This is a genomic window from Cellvibrio fibrivorans (assembly GCF_031457055.1).
Lineage (GTDB): Bacteria > Pseudomonadota > Gammaproteobacteria > Pseudomonadales > Cellvibrionaceae > Cellvibrio > Cellvibrio fibrivorans.
Map to the genome: position 1 here is coordinate 262,012 of NZ_JAVDVX010000003.1, position 18,947 is coordinate 280,958.

Annotated in this window: 12 protein-coding genes; 9 read left to right on the forward strand and 3 right to left on the reverse strand. The window is 49.6% G+C overall.

The features are described 5' to 3' along the window. Window positions 1-61: 61 nt before the first annotated feature. On the reverse strand, window positions 62-1,543 hold the full coding sequence (locus tag J2X05_RS09745) for a tryptophan halogenase family protein (protein ID WP_310071891.1): 1,482 nt from the start codon (window positions 1,541-1,543) through the stop codon (window positions 62-64). A 134-nt stretch (window positions 1,544-1,677) separates the two neighbouring features. Between J2X05_RS09745 and J2X05_RS09750 the strand changes: the two genes are divergently transcribed. The 7 genes from J2X05_RS09750 (at window position 1,678) to J2X05_RS09780 (ending at window position 13,239) form a co-directional block, all read left to right on the forward strand. Beyond that, entirely contained in the window at window positions 1,678-1,902 is a 225-nt protein-coding gene (locus J2X05_RS09750) for a hypothetical protein (protein WP_310071894.1), read from the forward strand. Next, entirely contained in the window at window positions 1,832-2,722 is an 891-nt protein-coding gene (locus J2X05_RS09755) for an AEC family transporter (RefSeq protein WP_310071896.1), read from the forward strand. The genes J2X05_RS09750 and J2X05_RS09755 overlap by 71 nt, the downstream gene beginning before the upstream one ends. 64 nt (window positions 2,723-2,786) lie before the next feature. Further along, window positions 2,787-3,392 carry an aspartyl/asparaginyl beta-hydroxylase domain-containing protein gene (locus J2X05_RS09760; RefSeq protein WP_310071899.1) on the forward strand — a complete coding sequence of 202 codons (606 nt, stop codon included), beginning with the start codon at window positions 2,787-2,789 and terminating at the stop codon, window positions 3,390-3,392. After that, a complete protein-coding gene (locus J2X05_RS09765; protein ID WP_310071901.1) occupies window positions 3,389-4,555 on the forward strand; it encodes a sulfotransferase family protein in 1,167 nt (388 codons plus the stop codon). The genes J2X05_RS09760 and J2X05_RS09765 overlap by 4 nt, the downstream gene beginning before the upstream one ends. After that, window positions 4,545-5,027, forward strand: a complete 483-nt coding sequence (locus J2X05_RS09770) for a GNAT family N-acetyltransferase (protein WP_310071903.1) — start codon at window positions 4,545-4,547, stop codon at window positions 5,025-5,027. Before J2X05_RS09765 ends, J2X05_RS09770 begins: the two co-directional genes overlap by 11 nt. Before the next feature lie 305 nt (window positions 5,028-5,332). Continuing rightward, complete coding sequence (locus J2X05_RS09775; RefSeq protein WP_310071905.1) at window positions 5,333-5,899, forward strand: phage tail protein; 567 nt, start codon at window positions 5,333-5,335, stop codon at window positions 5,897-5,899. Between the two features lie 152 nt (window positions 5,900-6,051). Then, a complete protein-coding gene (locus J2X05_RS09780; protein ID WP_310071907.1) occupies window positions 6,052-13,239 on the forward strand; it encodes a fibronectin type III domain-containing protein in 7,188 nt (2,395 codons plus the stop codon). A gap of 94 nt (window positions 13,240-13,333) precedes the next feature. On the opposite strand, the gene fusA is transcribed toward J2X05_RS09780, so the two are convergent. Both fusA and J2X05_RS09790 read right to left on the reverse strand, forming a co-directional pair. Continuing rightward, the gene (gene fusA / locus J2X05_RS09785; RefSeq protein ID WP_310071909.1) at window positions 13,334-15,424 is read right to left on the reverse strand and encodes an elongation factor G; all 2,091 of its coding nucleotides are present in this window, start codon (window positions 15,422-15,424) and stop codon (window positions 13,334-13,336) included. Between the two features lie 220 nt (window positions 15,425-15,644). Continuing rightward, window positions 15,645-17,042 (reverse strand): aminotransferase-like domain-containing protein, encoded by a 1,398-nt coding sequence (locus J2X05_RS09790; RefSeq protein ID WP_310071911.1) that lies wholly within the window; start codon window positions 17,040-17,042, stop codon window positions 15,645-15,647. Between the two features lie 189 nt (window positions 17,043-17,231). Here J2X05_RS09790 and J2X05_RS09795 point away from each other — a divergent pair, with 189 nt between their 5' ends. Then, on the forward strand, window positions 17,232-18,029 hold the full coding sequence (locus J2X05_RS09795) for a PhzF family protein (protein WP_310071913.1): 798 nt from the start codon (window positions 17,232-17,234) through the stop codon (window positions 18,027-18,029). Continuing rightward, entirely contained in the window at window positions 18,022-18,936 is a 915-nt protein-coding gene (ilvE, locus tag J2X05_RS09800) for a branched-chain-amino-acid transaminase (RefSeq protein ID WP_310071915.1), read from the forward strand. The genes J2X05_RS09795 and ilvE overlap by 8 nt, the downstream gene beginning before the upstream one ends. Window positions 18,937-18,947 lie beyond the last annotated feature (11 nt).

Below are 18,947 nucleotides of genomic sequence, written 5' to 3' on the forward strand. Positions count from 1 at the left end.
ACTAATTATGACACACACATCATTCGGAACTCACTCAACGCGAGTTCCGAGTGTATACAGATTATTTTACCGAGCAATAGGCTTTGAGAAAGTCAGCATGTGAAGGTAATTTTTCAACAGCGGCGGCAATATTCGATTTTATTGAGATAAGACCGGCAAAAATTTTCTCATCACTCATCGCGTGCGGAATGTGATGATAACTGCGCGGCTCTATTCTTTGCCCTAACATTACCTGGAGCCAGGAAGTTACTCTAAAAATATCATCGGGATGATGGTAGATTTGACCGGTTGCTTTAAACAATTCAATCTTCTCTGCAAGCGAATCGGGGATGGACATATCACGGCAGTCGCGCCAGTAAGGGGTATCGTCGCGCTCAGTCGCTTTGTAATGCAAAATAATAAAATCCCGAATCCATTCGTACTCGGCGTGAGCGAGGTCATTGTAACGTCGGATCAAATGCTCGTTGCATCCTTCAAATGGAAATAACTGCAATAACCTGATCACGCCTATTTGAATCAGGTGAATGCTGGTTGATTCCAACGGCTCAACAAATCCACCGGCCAAGCCTATCGCAACACAATTTTTGACCCATGATTGCTTGCGGCGCCCTGTGTGGAATTTCAGCAGGCGAAGTTCTGCGCGTATGTCTCCATCCAGATTTTCCAACAAGGTTTTTCTTGCATCTTCATCAGAAATATATGAACTGGAATAAACATGGCCTGTACCCTGACGATGCTGCAACGGAATCTTCCACTGCCAACCGCTGTCATGCGCAATGGCGCGCGTGTAAGGCGGGATATCGCCAGAAAATTCAGTTTGTAAAGCTACGGCGCTATCATTACGCAGCCAATGCCCCCACTTCTCGTAACCGGCCTTTAAGGTTTCCTCAATGAGTAATCCACGAAATCCTGTGCAATCGATAAAAAAATCACCTTCAATACTCGCACCTGATTCCATTACCACAGACTCAATAAAACCCGTATCCGGATGTTGCTTGACCCCAACTATTTTTCCTTCAAGGCGACGCACACCTTTTTCCTCACTAAGCTTACGCAAAAACTTTGCGTAAAGGCTTGCGTCAAAATGATAGGCATAATTCAGTTTTGGATTTTCGGTGAGCGCAAATTTATGGGCTTTAGCAGCCTGCAACTCGAAGCATAAATCGTCAATCGAACCATCATAGCCGCGAGCTTTGGCGGCCAGCCAGTAGTGATGAAAGTCCCCCAACCAGTTTGACTTCCCGAATGTGCCAAAAGGGTGGATGTACCTGTCGCCCTTGCGGGCCCAGTTCTCAAAGGAAATACCCAGCTTGATGCTACCCAGGGTTGCATTTAAAAATTCCTGTTCATCAATGCCCAGAATTTTGTGGAAAGAACAAATAGTCGGGAATGTCGCTTCGCCTACACCTACCGTGCCGATTTCAGCAGACTCGATCAATGTAATATCTAATAGGGTTCCTAAATGACGTGATAAAGAAACAGCAGTGCACCAACCTGATGTTCCTCCTCCAGCAATCACTACCTTTTTTATTTTTTGAGACATACCCACCTCTGAAGTCAAAGTAAAAATCGCGCAAAAAATGCCACGGCTACTGGCATTAGGGACGCGTTTTTATCCGAGATGTTTTGGCTTCACAATCAAAAGGCTATAAATTTTGCCTATGGCTTGCGGAGTTAATGAGTGATAAGAGTGAAAATGACATCGCCTGGATAGTATTATTTCAGTTTGATGAGGCAGTTACTGAAAACAACTTGATTCTTGTACCTGCTATCGTCAATCAGCTTGTGCCGGTAATATATGCGCCTTTCATCGTAGATTTTGGATTCTCTTATGTTGAGCGAACTGCTCGCTATTCTCGCGCCTATTATGATTTCAGTCGGCGCGGGTTTTATCTGGGGTAAAACAGGCACTGAATTTCCCTCGGACTTTATCTCTCGCATTGTGATGAATATAGGCACCCCCTGTTTGATCATTAGTGTGATGGCAAAGGTCGATGTGCAGCCAGCGGTGATGGGGCAGGTCGCGCTCGCTACTGCTATCGTTATGACCGCTATGGGTTTATTTGGCTGGGCGTTATTGCGCTGGATGAAACTTGAAATTGGTACTTATCTGCCACCTTTAATTTTTCCCAACAACGGCAACATGGGTTTACCGTTATGTTTATTTGCCTACGGTCAAACCGGTTTGGCACTCGCGCTGGGCTCGTTTATGGTGATGATGGTTGCAACCTTTACCGTGGGCCTGCTGTTAGTGACAACCAGTGAAGGCGGGATTTTTAAACGCATGGAGGCAATCGCCAAACAGCCGGTGATTTATGCAATGATCATCGCAGTCATCTTGCTCGTTACGCACACCGAATTGCCGCGTTGGATTAGCAATACACTCGACTTGCTCGGCGGCATCGCCATCCCGTTAATGACGATTGCACTGGGTGTATCACTTGCAACATTAAAAATTCATTTTTGGAAACGTAGCCTATTATTTAGCTTTCTACGTGTAGGTGGTGGGTTGTTATTCGGGTTTGTCGTGTGCGAATTAATGGGGCTGACAGGCGTCTCGCGTAATATTGTGTTATTGCAATCTGCCATGCCTATAGCAGTATTCAACTATTTACTGGCGTTGCGTTATGATCGCCATCCAGAAGAAGTAGCTGCTATGGTGTTAGTGTCCACACTAGTGGCGTTTATCGGCTTGCCGTTTTTGCTGGTTGCGATTCTGTAAATCTGTTTGTGGGTAGAGGTATTCGTCAGAAAAGGATTTCATTCAATAAATAAGAGCATTGTGAATGGAAAATCCTGTTGTTTCCTTTGTAAAACTCCCTTGCGCTATTCAACTTGGTGCACTGCAAGCGGAGGTTGAAGCACTGCTGCACATTTCCCCGCTCGTTGACGTCTGGGTTGATCACGTTAATAAAAATGATTATGCCGGTGGTTGGGATGTGTTGCCCTTACGCTGCCAGCGGCAACATCTGAATGCACATCCTGTCTTGCAAGGCTTTGCGATTGCCGATGGCGATGACTGGGAAAACTTGCCGGTGTTGGAGCAGTGCCCGGCAATCGCCTCCATTTTTAATCAGCTGCAATGCCCCATTAAAGCCGCGCGTTTAATGCGCTTAAAAGCCGGCGCAGAAATAAAACCCCATCGTGATCATGAGTTAAGCATCGAATTTGGTGAGGCGCGTTTGCATGTGCCGATTCACACCAGCGCTGCGGTGAGTTTTATCGTTGATAACAAAATAATTCCTATGCGCGCGGGCGAGCTGTGGTACTTCAATGCGGATCAGGTACATGAAGTTTATAATCGCGGTACGGAAGACAGAATTAATTTGGTAATCGATTGTGTTGCCAATGAATGGTTGTGCGAGCAAATTCGTTCGGGAGTATCGCAGTGAGTGAGTTGTTTTCGGCTTACTGTGAATTGATCAGTTCGCCCGCACAATTGGAGCGCTGTCAGGAGGCTGTTTCTGTCAGTGAGTTGTTGTCTGTCATTAAAAAATTGTGGCAACAAACAACGCTCAGCGATGACCAATTACTCGCTGAATTGGCGCAACTAAACCAACTTGTTTTAGATAGCGATAAAATTCAATTGGCAGGAAATTGGTTGCCTTATCGCTATCATGCAAAAAACCGCTGCATTCATTGGTGCTTGCCTGCCGGACATGCCACTGAGCCATTTCAGGATGAAACTATTTCCCGTTATCGACAAACTGTTTTAGTTAATCAATTCATTACACCTAAAACTGCTTTGTCGTCGCTGGATGTTCAAGCGCAGGCTGTGCAGCCCATAACACCGGCAGGATTTATTTTTCATTTATCCCGTTGCGGTTCAACGCTGATTTCCGGTTGTTTGTCCGAGTTAGATACTACTTGCGTGTTTTCTGAATCCCCGGTGTTAACCGAAATCCTGCTAGATCAAACGCTCAAAGAGGCTGCCCAGCAACAACATCTGCAGCAGCTTATCAATTTACAAGCGAGTGTATTTCCTACGCGGCCAGATGTTGTTATTAAATGGAATGCCTGGGATATTTTCCGTTGGGATTTGATTCGCGCAAATTACCCGCAAGTGCCGGTGGTTTTTTTGGTGCGCAATCCGGTGGAGATTTTGGCTTCACATCATCGCTCGGCAGGGCGGCATATGATTGGTGATCCGAGCTTGGCAGATTATCATCCGGTATTTGCTGGTTGGGATGATGCAGGTACGCTGTTGGCGAAAAGAGTGCAGGTATTGCATGGATTGTTATGGGCAATGCACGATTGTTATCCTGGGCAGGGCGGACTCGTAGTTGATTACTGTCAGTTGAATGTTGACACTATAACAACACTATTTCAGTTTTTAGAAATTGCATTCGATGAGCTTGGTTTTTTTAAAATACAAGCTCGCATGCAGTTTCATTCAAAGAGTCCGGGGCAAGTGTTTTTACCTGATGCAGAAAAGAAGCAGTCTTTGTTTACGCGACAAGAGCAGGAAAAAATACAAGCACACCTTTCTTCTACTTATAATCGTTTGTTGGTGTTAACTAATAATTCGATAGGGACAGTTATAAATGCTCAATGACATTTCTTTGCCGCTGGGGTTGCACCTGCGCGAGCTGCAGCCGCAAGACCAAGCCTTTGCAGAAACCTTGTTCTTTTCTACACGTGTATTTCTCTATCAAATGCCACTGCCAAAAGCGCAAGTGGATTTGCTGATAAAGCAACAATTCATCCTGCAGCAGGCTTCTTATGGCGCTTCCTTTCCTTTGGCAGAAACATTTATTATCCATCTGTTTGCAGAACCTATTGGAAAATTAATCTTGAATAATACTTCCGATAGTCTGCATCTGATCGATATTGCTTTTTTGCCCTCCATGCGTAGCAGAGGCTATGGGTCAAGTATATTGCGTGCGCTTAAACATTTGGCTGATCAAGCGAGGCGGCCTGTGCGCCTTGCCGTTGATCAACAAAACACCCGCGCAAAAAAGCTTTACCTGAATCTTGGGTTTGCATTATCCGAATCATCTACTACACATGACATATTGTTGTGGTAGTAGAGCTTGTTTGCTCATTAATTTTGTCTCCTGTTATGGGGCGTAATAGGATGCACAACCGAATTCTTATAAACTCAAGTATGGGTATTTTGGGTGACGCAATTTGGGCATAAGAAAATACAAATCGGTGTTTTTTTGAATATCAGTCAAGATTGATTCACGTTTTTTTATTGCAAAAGCATGAGTTTTTATTGGGAGTTGTGCTGTTTTTTGATTAGCCTGATGAAAAATCAGGCGTTATTAAAAACACAAGGAGTAAATTCTGTACACATTAAGTAAACCTAAAACTAGTTAAGGAGAAAATGATGGCTGATCCATTTATGGGTGAAATTCGCATGTTTGCTGGTACTTATGCTCCGCGAGGTTGGGCATTCTGTAACGGTCAATTGTTGGCAATTTCCAGCAACTCTGCTTTGTTCTCGCTGTTGGGAACCAATTACGGTGGCGATGGTGTAACCACTTTTGCATTACCTAACTTGCAAAGCCGTAGTCCGGTAGGTACGGGTACCGGTGCAGGTTTAACTAACATCACATTGGGTCAAGTGTCAGGTACAGAGAATGTCTCCCTTACAACTGGCCAATTACCTAGCCATGCTCCAACGGTAGCTGTGAATGTGGCGATCCCGGCTGTTGCAGCGAGCACAACAGCGGTGGGAGCACCTGCTGCAAATCTCAATCTTGGGCCAGTGGCGGCTGCGGGACGGGCAGGTACTCTATACGCTGCGGATACTCCTGATGTAACACTCAAACCATTTGCCGCCGGAGTTACCGTCACGCCGGTAGGAAATAACTTGCCTGTGCCAATCCGCAACCCGTATTTGGGTATGAATTTTATTATCGCACTGGAGGGAATTTATCCTTCGCGCAATTAATTTGAATACTGAATACAAGTTGTGTAGTAACTATTGATTCGAAATACATGGGCTCGCAACGGATGCGTCCCATTTGAATAGAAAAATTTTGAATCTTGTGCCGAATATTTACAGAAAATGTAAACACCTCTAACGATTACCGGGGAAATATCATGTGGTGGATCACCTCAAACAGCGTCAAACAAATAAAAGCGGCCTACGCCAAAACACATCTCTTGAAATGGCGCTCACTGCTTTTTGGCGCTGCATTGGCAATGGTGATGCCAACCGCTTATGCCGTTACCCCAGCAGATCAAAATTTTAATGCCCAATCAGTTGGTAACAAAGGAAGCAACTCTGTCACTATCGATGGGATTATCTACAGCAACAATGACGTTGCCCAAATTCAGATAGTTAATGATGGCGATATTGCCACTGGGGCAGAATTTGCCTTGGGTTACCGGAGTTCGGGTCCAAATTCTTCAACGGTTGTGGGTTTTAAAACGAGTGATGGTGATGAGTTTAAACTCAACACTTTTGTGGTCTCTACTGGCCTTGGTGGTACTACTAATCTCACCATAAAAGGTTACCGTGATAACTCGGAAGTGATTAGCACTACGTATAATTTGGGTGGCATCTTTTTTGGTACATTTAATGTGTCCGCTAATGCCAGTTGGGAATACATTGATGAGGTTCGTATATCTGGATCAGATTTAGATATTGATATTGATGATATTGATTTCAGTCCACCAGTGATTCCAGCTCCCACCATCACCTCCGCTACTTACAACACCTCCACGGGTGCGTTAGTCGTGACTGGCACCAACTTCACGGCAACCGGCGGTGCAACCAATGATGTTGACGCTAGCGATTTTACCCTGACCGGCGAAGGTGGCAGCACTTACACCCTTACTGATACGGCCGATGTAGAGATTTCTTCTGTTACCAGTTTCACTCTGACACTCAGCGCGACTGATCGCGCGGCAGTGAACTTAATCGTCAATAAAAATGGCACCAGCTCCACTGGTGGTACTACGTATAACCTCGCTGGTGCGGCAGGTTTTATTGCAGACTCGGCGGCCACTGCTGATCTAACAGGTAACGGCATAACGGCGACTGTTGCTGCACCCACTGTTACATCAGCTACCTACGATGCCAGTACAGGCGTATTGGTCGCTACTGGTACCAACCTGAAAAAACTCACTGGCGCCACTAACGAAATTATTGCTAATAAATTCACGCTGACGGGCGAAGGTGGCAGCACTTACACTCTCACAGATACTGCCAATGTGGAGATTTCAAGCGGCACCAGTTTTACCTTGACGCTAAGCGCTACCGATAAAGCGGGCGCTAATCTGATCCTGAATAAAAATGGCACTCTCTCTACAGATATTTCTACTTACAATCTGGCTGCCGCTGAGGATTGGAATGCGGGTGCTGATGCGGGAGTCGCTATTGTTGATACAACGGGCAATGGCGTTACCGTCAGTAATGTGGCTGCACCGACCATCACCAGTGCCACCTACAATGCATCGACTGGTGCGCTGGTGGTAACGAGCACCGGATTGTTGAAATCAAATGGTGCCACCAACGACATCGTTGCCAATAAGTTCACGTTTACCGGCCAAGGTGGAAGTACTTACGCACTGACCGATACCAGCGATGTAGAAGTAACTTCCGGTACCAGCTTTACCCTGACACTCAGCTCAACCGATAAAGATGCGGTTAATCTGATTCTGAATAAAAATGGTACTAGCTCAATCGGTGGTACAACCTACAATCTTGCTGCCGCTGAAGATTGGGCTGCGGGTGCCGATTCCGCAGTTGTTGTAGCTGATTTAACAGGCAATGGCATCACGACCAGCAATGCGTTGTCAGCTCCCGATGCACCCACCATCGGTACAGCCACTGCAGGCGACGGCCAGGTATCTGTCACCTTCACAGCTCCGGGCAACAACGGTGGCTCAGCAATTACCACTTATACTGCAACAGCTAGCCCCGGCGGTGCGTTTGGTACCTGTGCCGGACCAGCAGCGTGTACTGCTACAGTAACTGGCCTGAGTAATGGAACTGCTTATACATTTACCGTTACAGCGACCAATGCAATTGGTACCAGTACCGCATCGGGTGCATCCAACTCGGCGACGCCTAAAGCTAACCAAACTATTGCCTTCGCCAACCCCGGTGCGCAGAACTTTGGTACTACGCCGACTTTGAGTGCATCAACAACGTCCGTGTTGACGGTCACTTTCAGCTCATCCACTACCGGTGTTTGTACCATCACCAGCGGTGGCGTACTGACCTTCGTGACAGCCGGTAGCTGTACTATCGATGCTGACCAAGCGGGTGACTCAGCTACCAACCCAGCCCCGACGGTATCCCAAACCTTTACTGTGAATCCGGTAGTTCCCGGTGCCCCAACGATAGGCACTGCAACCGCCGGTGATACCCAGGCGACAGTGACCTTTACCGCACCGGCCAGCACTGGCGGCGCGTCGATCCTTGCTGGTGGATACACCGTCACTGCAAGTCCCGGCGGCGCAACCGGTACTGGTTCAAGTTCGCCAATCACGGTGACCGGGCTGTCAAACGGAGTGGCTTATACCTTTACTGTGACCGCTACCAACTCGGCGGGAACGGGCGCAGCATCGGCTGCCTCCAACTCGATTATCCCGGCATCTCCGCAAACCATTACCTTTGCTAATCCAGGAACACGGAGCTTTGGTACTTCACCAACGCTGACCGCAAGTTCGTCGGCAGGTGGTGGTTATGTTGTCACTTTCACCTCATCTACCACCAGTGTTTGTACTATCACCAGTGGCGGTGTGTTGACCTTTATAACTGCAGGAACCTGTACGATCAATGCGAACCAGGCGGGCGATTCGTCTTTCCTGGCTGCACCACAGGTGAGCCAGTCTTTCACAGTTAGCCCCGTAGTTCCCGATGCTCCAACCATAGGAACTGCAATAGCCGGTGATACCCAAGCGAGTGTTGCTTTCACTGCGCCGGTGAACACGGGCGGCACCAGTATTACTGGCTACACGGTGACAGTGAGTCCGCCGGACGTTGCTCCAGTAAATGGAGCTTCTTCACCCATTGTGATAACAGGTTTGACTAATGGACAAGCCTACACCTTTACTGTGACGGCGGATAATTCAGCCGGCACCAGCCCGGCATCAGCTGCGTCCAACTCGATAACACCTGCGGCAATCCAGACCATCACTTTTGCGAATCCGGGTGCGCAAAATTTTGGTACCTCGCCAACACTTACTGCATCTACGGATGCGACTGGTTTAACGCCAACCTTCACCTCATCGACGCCTGCTGTTTGTACTATCACGACGGGCGGTGCTTTAACCTTTGTAACTGCTGGTACTTGTACTATCAACGCTGATCAGGCAGGTGATGCCAGCTATTTACCTGCCCCCCAAGTTACTAATAGCTTTACTGTGAACGCAGTGGTTCCGGGTGCTCCTACAATCGGCGCTGCCACGGCCGGTAATGCCCAGGCTACGGTCGCGTTTACTGCACCTGCGTCAAACGGTGGCTCAGTTATCACTGGTTATACCGTCACCGCCAGCCCCGGTGGTGCTACAGCATCAGGTGCGAGTTCTCCTCTTACCGTTAGCGGTCTGACCAATGGCACCAGTTATACCTTTAGTGTCACTGCAACTAACGTTATCGGTAGCGGTAGTGCTTCCGGTGCATCCAACGCAGTGACGCCGCGAGGCACGCAGACCATTAACTTCTCTTCACCCGGTAATCAGATACTGGGTACGCCTTTGACTGTGACTGCCTCGGCATCGTCCGGCCTTACACCAGTGTTCAGCTCGACAACTAACGCGGTTTGTACCGTTACTAGCGGAGGAGTGGTCACTCTGGTAGCTATAGGTACCTGTACTCTGACAGCTGATCAGGCCGGCAATGCAAGTTGGTTGGCGGCGCCATCGGTTAGCCGCTCATTTAGCGTCAACCCTGCCGTGCCGGGCGCTCCTACCGCTGCTATAGCGGTGCCGGGTGACACCAGTGCCAGCGTCAGTTTTAATGCACCGGCTAACAATGGCGGAGCGGCCATTACCAGTTATACAGTGACAGCAAGCCCGGGCGGGATCACCGCGACAGGCACTGGTTCCCCAATTAACGTAACTGGTTTGACGAACGGAACTGCCTACAGCTTCCGTGTTAGTGCCAGCAACACTGCAGGTGCAGGTGCCCAATCGGCGGTCTCCAATACAGTCACTCCTATTGGTGGGCAAACGATTAGTTTTACTGATCCGGGCGACCATCCCCTGGGTGTCGCACTAACCGTTACTGCTACTGCCTCATCTGGACTTGTACCAGTTTTTACATCATCAACATTATCGATTTGTACGGTGACACCAGAAGGTGTTGTGACTCTACTTATGGAAGGCACCTGTACACTCAATGCAGATGAAGCAGGTAACACTGCTTTTAATCCTGCGCCGACAGTTAGTCATTCATTCACCGTATTGCCGCCGCCGAACCAGCCACCCGTTATTAGCCAGGGTTCTGAGGTTAGTGTCACCATGAGTGAAGACGGCGTGCCGACCGCCTTTGCATTGATGTTGGATGCAACCGATGGTGATAGTGACCCCTTGAGTTGGACCATGAGTGGTCCAGCCCAGCAGGGTACTGCCAGTGTTTCTGCTACCGGTAACGTGAGTTATCAGCCAGCAGCGGATTATCACGGCAGCGACAGCTTTGTCGTGCAGGTAAGTGATGGTGAAGATGCAGCCAGTATTACCGTCAGTGTCACTATAGAATCCGTTAATGACCTGCCTGTCATCAGTGGCGCTCCCGCGCTTACGGTAGACCAGGATGTGGCCTATGGCTTCACTCCGACGGCGGCTGATGTAGATGCAGCTGATGTACTGACTTTCAGCATCGCCAACAAACCTACCTGGGCCAGTTTCAACACAGCAACGGGTGCCTTGACTGGTACGCCTGCGAATGCCGATGCCGGTATTTCTGGCGGTATAGTGATTAGTGTTAACGATGGCACTGTAACAGTGGCGTTGCCCGCATTTGAAATTGAAGTCATTGCGACTATTGACCCGCTGCAGCCGATTGTTACTCCACCCGCTGATCTGGAATTGAATGCAACAGCGTTATTTACGCCGGTTAGCTTGCGTCAATTGCTGGGTCTTGCCAGTGGAGCCACTCAGGCACAGATAGAGCAGGCGCTGAAAACCATGGCCAGCGATGGAGTCAGTGGCAACAGTTGCTGCACTGCAAGCTTGGAAGGGTTGGGTGTTGGCAACGTATTGCAGTTGTCCCCCGGCCGCCATGAAATCAAATGGAAGGCTACTAATGCAGTGGGCGTAACGGGAGAGGCGATTCAGGTGGTCAACATCAAACCATTGGTGTCCCTGAGCAAATCCCAGGTTGCGGTGCGCGGCAGTAATGTGGAATTCAAGGTGTTGCTGAATGGCGCATCACCGGTTTATCCATTAACCGTTACCTATGCGATAGATGCATCGACCACAGCGACAGCGCAAGAGCACAATCTGGTGAGCGGCACTGCAACCTTCACCCAATCCGGCCAGATAGAGCTAGCAATTCCCGTTGCGCTGGCGGCGGTTACCGGTTTTAGCGACAGCCAATTGGTGGTAGTGCTTGGCGATGGCGTCAATGCCGGTGCTGCCAATCGCCATGTCATCGATCTGCGTCAGGGAAATGTGCCGCCAGTAGTCAGCATGGCTATCTCCCAGGGTGGAGTGGGTACCAGCCTGATTACTACCACTGGCGGACCTGTGACGGTGACGGCGACGGTGACTGATGCCAATCCTGGTGATACCCATAGCTTTAACTGGTCAGCCACCAGCGGCTTGGCTGATACCGATGGCAATCCAACCAATGCAACCCGTGTATTTGATCCATCTGGTTTGAACGGCAGTAACCAGGTGCAAGTTGCAGTCAGCGATTCCGCTGGTGTCACTGTGAATGCGTCGGTTTACTTCCGTGTAGTCACTGCACTGCCGGTGTTGGATACCAACACCGACACCGATCTGGATGGTATTGGTGATAGCCTGGAAGGTACCGGCGACAGCGATGACAATGGTATACCGGATTATCTGGATAACATGCCGTCCAGCAATATTCTGCCGCAGCAAAGTAATACTACTAATGCCTATCTGATTGAGTGTGATCCGGGTGTACGTTGTGGTCTGGGCTTGTTTGCACGCAGCGGTAATTCCGGTGGTGTGCAAATACTGGATCAGGAGGTCGGTACTCTGGATGATTTGGTGATTGACCCGGCCTTTGAGCCAGTGGGTGGTGTGTTTGACTTTGCAATACGGGATTTGCCGACACCAGGCCAATCAGTGCGTGTGGTAATACCCCAACGTTCGGCAATTCCAGCCAATGCGGTTTACCGCAAATACCAGCGCGGAGCTTGGGTGACGTTTGTATCGGATGCTGATAACGCGGTGCATTCAGCGGCTGGCAACCCAGGTTATTGTCCACCACCGGGTAGCGCCGAGTGGACGCCTGGTTTAACTGCAGGCCACGTTTGTGTGCAATTGACAATTGAGGATGGTGGTCCGAATGATGATGATGGTTTGGTCAACTCTGCTGTGGTAGACCCGGGTGCAGTTAGTGAGGCCAAAGCAGTTGAGCCACCACCGTCCAAGCCACCCGTTCAAGTGAACTCCAAAGGTGGCGGTGCAGTACCTGTGCTCTGGCTGTTGCTATTGGGTTGTTTGGTAATCGCCAAGCGCGCTACACCCGCGCGCTTGGCGGCCATCGCGCTCGCTGCGTTTTCTATTAACACCCAGGCTCTTGAAAATACCTATTTTCGATTGGATGTTTTCACAGTCAATAGCAGCCAAAGTGAGGCGGATTTTACCGGCGCGCTGCAAGATGCGGGACACGAGTTCACTCTTGATAGTTATGATGACAGCCGCACCGGTTTTCAGATTGCCGCTGGCTACCGGTGGAGCGAGCTGACCTATAGTGAAGTGGGTTATCTCGATCTGGGTGATGTAGAAGTCAACTTGTCGTTGGATGGAGATGCAGACCTGGATGCCTTTGCTGGCGACTTTGCAAAAGAGTATCCAGTTACGGCAACCGGCGTGACTTTGGTGCAAGGCTTGAGCTTCAAAGCCGGATCGGCCATCACCCTTTCAGCAGAAGCTGGTGCGTTTATCTGGAACAGCGAGGTGGAATTAGAGAAGGCCGCTTTCGCTTTGGAGGAAGACGATGGTGTAGATCCATTGGCCGGTGTAAAAATCGACCTTGCCTTGAGTGATGCCTTTAGCCTGGGTTTAAGTGGTCGCCGGATATTCTTTGGCGATCAGGATATCGATTTGTATGCCTTGAGTAGTAGTTTCAGCTTCTAGTATTGGTTTGTAGTACGGTTAAAAACATCGGTTGTAATAAAAAAGCCCCGCCAATTTGCACTGGCGGGGCTTTCTTTTTGCGGTTGCCTAAAACTTACTTGGCAGCTGCAGCTTTCTTTTCTTTCTCTTTGGCGATTACTGCTTCAGCTACGTTCGCAGGGCATGGAGCGTAGTGAGAGAATTCCATGGAGAACTGACCGCGACCTGAGGTCATGGTACGCAGGGTGCTGATGTAACCAAACATTTCTGAAAGGGGTACATTAGCTTTGATGCGCACGCCAGTTACGTTAGCTTCTTGGCCAGAGATCATGCCGCGACGACGGTTCAAGTCACCGATCACATCACCTACGTGATCTTCCGGGCTGTACACGTCAACTTTCATGATTGGCTCAAGCAGTTGTGGACCCGCTTTTGGCATAGATTGACGGAAAGCACCTTTAGCAGCGATTTCAAACGCAATTGCCGAGGAGTCAACGGCGTGGAATGCACCGTCGAACAGGTCAATTTCAACGTCCAATACCGGGAAGCCAGCTAATGGGCCTGTGCCCATCATAGATGCAAAACCTTTCTCAATTGCTGGGTAGAATTCTTTTGGAACGCTACCGCCAACGCATGAGGTTTTGAATACGAAGCCAGTGTTTGGCTCGCCCGGGTTGATGCGGTAGTCGATCTTACCGTACTGACCAGAACCACCTGATTGCTTCTTGTGGGTGTAGCTGTCTTCGATGCCGCGAGTAATGGTTTCGCGGTAGGCTACTTGTGGTTGACCAACGTTCAATTCAACACCATAAGTACGCTTCATGATGTCTACTTTAATATCCAAGTGCAATTCACCCATACCTTTAAGGATGGTTTCACCTGAATCTTGATCGGTCTCAACGCGGAAGGTTGGATCTTCTGAAACCAATTTGCCGATGGCAGTAGCCATCTTCTCGATCATGCTCTTGTCTTTCGGAGTTACCGCAATAGAGATTACTGGCTCCGGGAATACCATAGGTTCAAGAGTACATTCATGTTTTGGATCACACAGGGTGTGACCAGTTTGAACGTTCTTCAGACCTACCAAAGCAATGATGTCGCCCGCTTGCGCAGTGGTCAAATCGGTACGATCGTTAGCATTCATCTCCACCATACGACCGATACGCTCGGTTTTACCGGTAAAGGAGTTAAGCAGGGTATCGCCCTTGTTTAACACGCCTGAGTAGATGCGGCAGAAGGTGAGGGCACCGAAGCGGTCGTCCATGATTTTGAACGCTAACGCACGGAATGGCTCATCAGCAGAAACGATAGCGTATTGGCCAGTTTCATTACCTTCAGCGTCAGTCAGTGGCTGTGGATTAACTTCAGTTGGGCTTGGCAGATAATCAACAACGGCATCAAGCAATAATTGCATACCTTTGTTTTTAAATGCAGAACCACAGAAAGTTGGGAAGAACACCAGATCGCGAGTACCTTTACGGATGCAGCGTTTGATGTCTTCAATCGAAGGCTCTTCGCCTTCCATGTACGCCATCATCAGATCGTCGTCTTGTTCTACAGCAGTTTCAACCAATTGACCGCGGTACAACTCAACATCGTCCACCATGTCAGCTGGGATTTCGACAACTTTGTAGTTTTCTGGCAAGCCAGAGTCATCCCATACATAGGCTTGACGGTTCAACAGATCAACCACACCGACGAAAGTGTCTTCGCGGCCGATTGGCAGGGTCATCAGCAATGGATGAGCGCCCAGAACTTTCTTCACCTGGTCGGTAACGCGCAGGAAGTCCGCACCGATACGGTCAAGCTTGTTTACGAAAATCAGACGGGCAACTTTAGAGTCGTTCGCATAGCGCCAGTTGGTTTCTGATTGTGGCTCAACACCGCCAGAACCACAGAATACGCCGATACCGCCGTCCAATACTTTCAATGAACGGTAAACTTCTACGGTGAAGTCAACGTGTCCGGGGGTATCGATAACGTTGAAGCGATAACCTTTCCAGAAACAGGTAACCGCTGCCGATTGGATGGTGATACCACGCTCAGCTTCCTGAACCATGAAGTCAGTGGTGGATTCACCTTCGTGAACTTCACCGATTTTGTGGATTTTACCGGTGAGCTTGAGGATACGCTCGGTGGTAGTGGTTTTACCGGCGTCAACGTGAGCGAAGATACCGATGTTTCTGTAAAGGGATAAGTCAGCCATAGGACTCTCTTTTATAGGTTAAGCAAGGTTAGAAAAGCTGGGTTGTAAAATAGCGGCGTAATATACAGGAAGTTATCCAAAAATGCCCAAAGAAAAAGTGGTCAATTTCGTTAATCTATCGTTGTTAGGTTACAGCCAAGCGGCAAATGCATGCAGGCGGGAGATTTAACATGATCTTGCTTAAGTAAATGCAGTGTCCGAACTTGTATCCTATCCACCTTCACAGTAGCCCCGCCAAACTCACCAATGCGCGCTCAATCCTGTTGCTCCATACGCAAGCGCACGAGAGCCGGATAAATTGCCGGTATTTTTGGCTCGCCGAAAAGATCGGCCCGGGTGCGATACTAATTCCTTGCGCCAGCGCTTTTTTTGCCAATAAAAAGCTATCAACATCGCCTGGCAATTCCAGCCAAATCACAAAACCACCTTCAGGGCGCGAGATTTTAGTGCCCTCTGGAAAATAATGGATGATCGCATCGATCATGCGCGCTACTGCCTGCGCATAATCCCCACGTACGCGGCGCAAGTGACGCTCGTATTGCCCGTTTTCCAATAACGCGGTCACCGCCAGTTGCGGGATGGTCGTTGTCGCCAGATTTAGCACGTATTTCATGTACTCGACTTTATCCTGGTAGCGCCCCGGCGCGATCCAGCCTACGCGCAAACCAGGTGACAGGGTTTTGGAAATCGAGCTGCACAGAATGACATTCTCATCCAAACCCTTGAGCAGCGAAGGGCGCGCATGGCTGAAACTCAAATCGCCGTAAATATCATCTTCAATCAGCGGAATTTCCCGCGCCTTGAGCATCGCCACTAGTTTCTGTTTGTGCGCATCTGGCATCAGGCAGCCGAGCGGGTTACTAAAGTTGGGCGTGACGACACACGCCTTTACCGGCCAGCGGCTGAGCGCCAATTCAAGCGCTTCCAACGACATACCTGAGTGCGGATTGGTAGGAATTTCTAACGCCTCCAAGCCCAGCGATTCGATGACTTGTAACAATCCATAAAAGGTCGGCGATTCGATGGCAACCACATCGCCCGGCGATGTCACCGCGCGCAACGCCAGTGTAAGTGCCTCTTGGCAGCCATTGGTGATTACCAGATTATCCGGGTGCACTGCGCAACCGGCATCAGCCAGGCGGCGCGATAAGTGCCGTCGCAGTTCCGGCGCGCCGGGCGAGAACTCATAGTTAGCAGTGCGCACCCGATACTGGCGCGCGGCCTTGGTAAGCGCCTGTTCTATCGCGCGGGTCGGCAAAAACTCCGCTGCGGGAACCGCCGCCCCCAGTTGCACAACAGCGGGGTCATTGGCCGCTTTAATTAATTGCAGCACCATATCCTGCCCGGTAACCGGAGCAGGGCGCATGGTGGTTACCACTATGCGCGGTGGAGCCGCTGCTGCGGCAGGTTTAGTTTTAACGTAAAACCCCGAGCGGTTGCGCACTTCCAGCAAACCCCAATCCTCGAGTTGGCGATAGGCTGCAATCACTGTGGCGATGCTCAAACCACGCAATTGCGCCTGATTGCGCACACCGGGCAAGCGGTCTCCCGATTGGAATCCACCGGCGTTAATCAGGCTGGCCAGTTCATCTGCAAGTTTGCGGTAGAGAATGTCCATCAAGGCTCCATGCTTGCGTTCAATAGGTACAGTTTTAATAAAAATCGATAGATACAGATGCAGTTAATTTAATCTGTACCGTATCAATTATATTATTTTGAAACTGTAATGGTTGTTGCACAAGAAATATACTGCTTTCTCACAAAAAAACAGTCACCACCACACCGCAAGGACACTACAGGAGGAGTCATGAGTTACCCACTATTATTGGTCGATGCTTTTATCGACCAACCGTTTAGCGGTAATCCCGCGGGCGTGTGTATTTTGGATAAAGAGCAGCCTGCCAGTTGGATGCAAAATGTCGCACTGGAAATGAATCAGGCCGAAACAGCTTTTGTGCATAAACGGGCAGAGGGCAGCTGGAACCTGCGTTGGTTTACTCCGCAGGTGGAAGTGAACCTCTGCGGACATGCCACTCTCGCTGCTGCCCATGCACTTTGGCAGCACGCTGGTGAAACAGCCGAGACCCTGGAATTCCACACCCTCAGCGGCCGGCTCACTGCTACCCGCGTAGGCGATGAAATCCAACTGGATTTTCCCGCTGATTTCCCCCAGTCAGTCTCCACCGTTCCTCCGGCGCTTTTGCAATTACTCGGCGGTCAACCTCACTGGTTTGGACGAGGGCGGGATGATCTTATCGCCGTCTTGGATTCCGCCGAGGCTGTGCGCAATTTTGTACCCAATGCTGAGCAAATCGCCTCCTTCACTACGCGCGGATTAATCCTCACCACACTGGGTGACGAAGGTTCTGGTTTGGATATGGTCTCGCGTTTTTTTGCACCCAAGGTCGGCATCAATGAAGATCCCGTCACGGGTTCCGCGCATTGTTTACTCGCCTGTTATTGGGGCAATCGCCTCGACAAAACTCATTTGCGCGCGCAACAAGCATCACCGCGCGGCGGTTTATTAACGCTGGATTGGCAAGATGATCGCGTCCTAATAAGCGGCAAAGCCCGCACTATGCTGACTGGAGACTTTTATGGTTAATTTAAGCATGGTTGATTTAGCAATTGCCGAGCAGAAACTTACTGCAGCCACTCCGGTATGCTGGCGCAACGGCCAAATAGTCCCGCTCGAACAAGCGACCGTTTCTGTTTTCGATCACGGACTTTTATATGGCGATGGCGTATTCGAAGGAATACGTTTTTACAACGGGCGAGCATTTCGTTTGCAAGCGCACCTTGAGCGATTATTTCTCTCGGCGCGTGCGATTGCACTCAGCATTCCCTACAGCATCGAACAATTAACTCACGCTGTCATTGAAACCATTTCTGCCGCACCGGAAGCAAATGGTTATTTACGTTTAGTCGTCACGCGCGGCCCCGGCCCGTTAGGAATTGATCCCGCGCGTTGCCATTCGCCGGTAGTGTTTATCGTTGCCGATCGTTTGCAATTGGTGAGCGAAAGAGTGCGCAGCGAAGGTGCAAAAGTCATTATCGCCGCCACGCGCCGTTTAGGTGCTGATGGCCTAGACCCACGCATCAAAAGTTTGAATTATCTCAACCATATTCTCGCGCGCATGGAAGCCACCCACGCGGGCGCCGATGAAGCAATCTTGCTCAATAGCGCAGGCAGGATTGCAGAGGGTAGTGCGGATAACATTTTTATCGTGCAACGCGGCGAATTACTAACACCGCCCGTTATTGAAGGCGCACTCGACGGCATCACCCGCCAAGTGGTATTGGAACTCGCTGAAAAACTCGGCATAAAAGCGCGTGAAATTCCACTCGCCCCTTACGATCTATTCACGGCAGATGAATGCTTTCTAACCGGTACTGGTGCGGAATTGATTCCTGTTGGTTACGCCGATGGACGCGAAATACCTGAGTGCCCCGGTCCGATTTATTCGCGTTTGGCGGCGGCGTTTAGGGAGTTGGTGAATCAGGAGGTGTGAAGTGCTTGAAT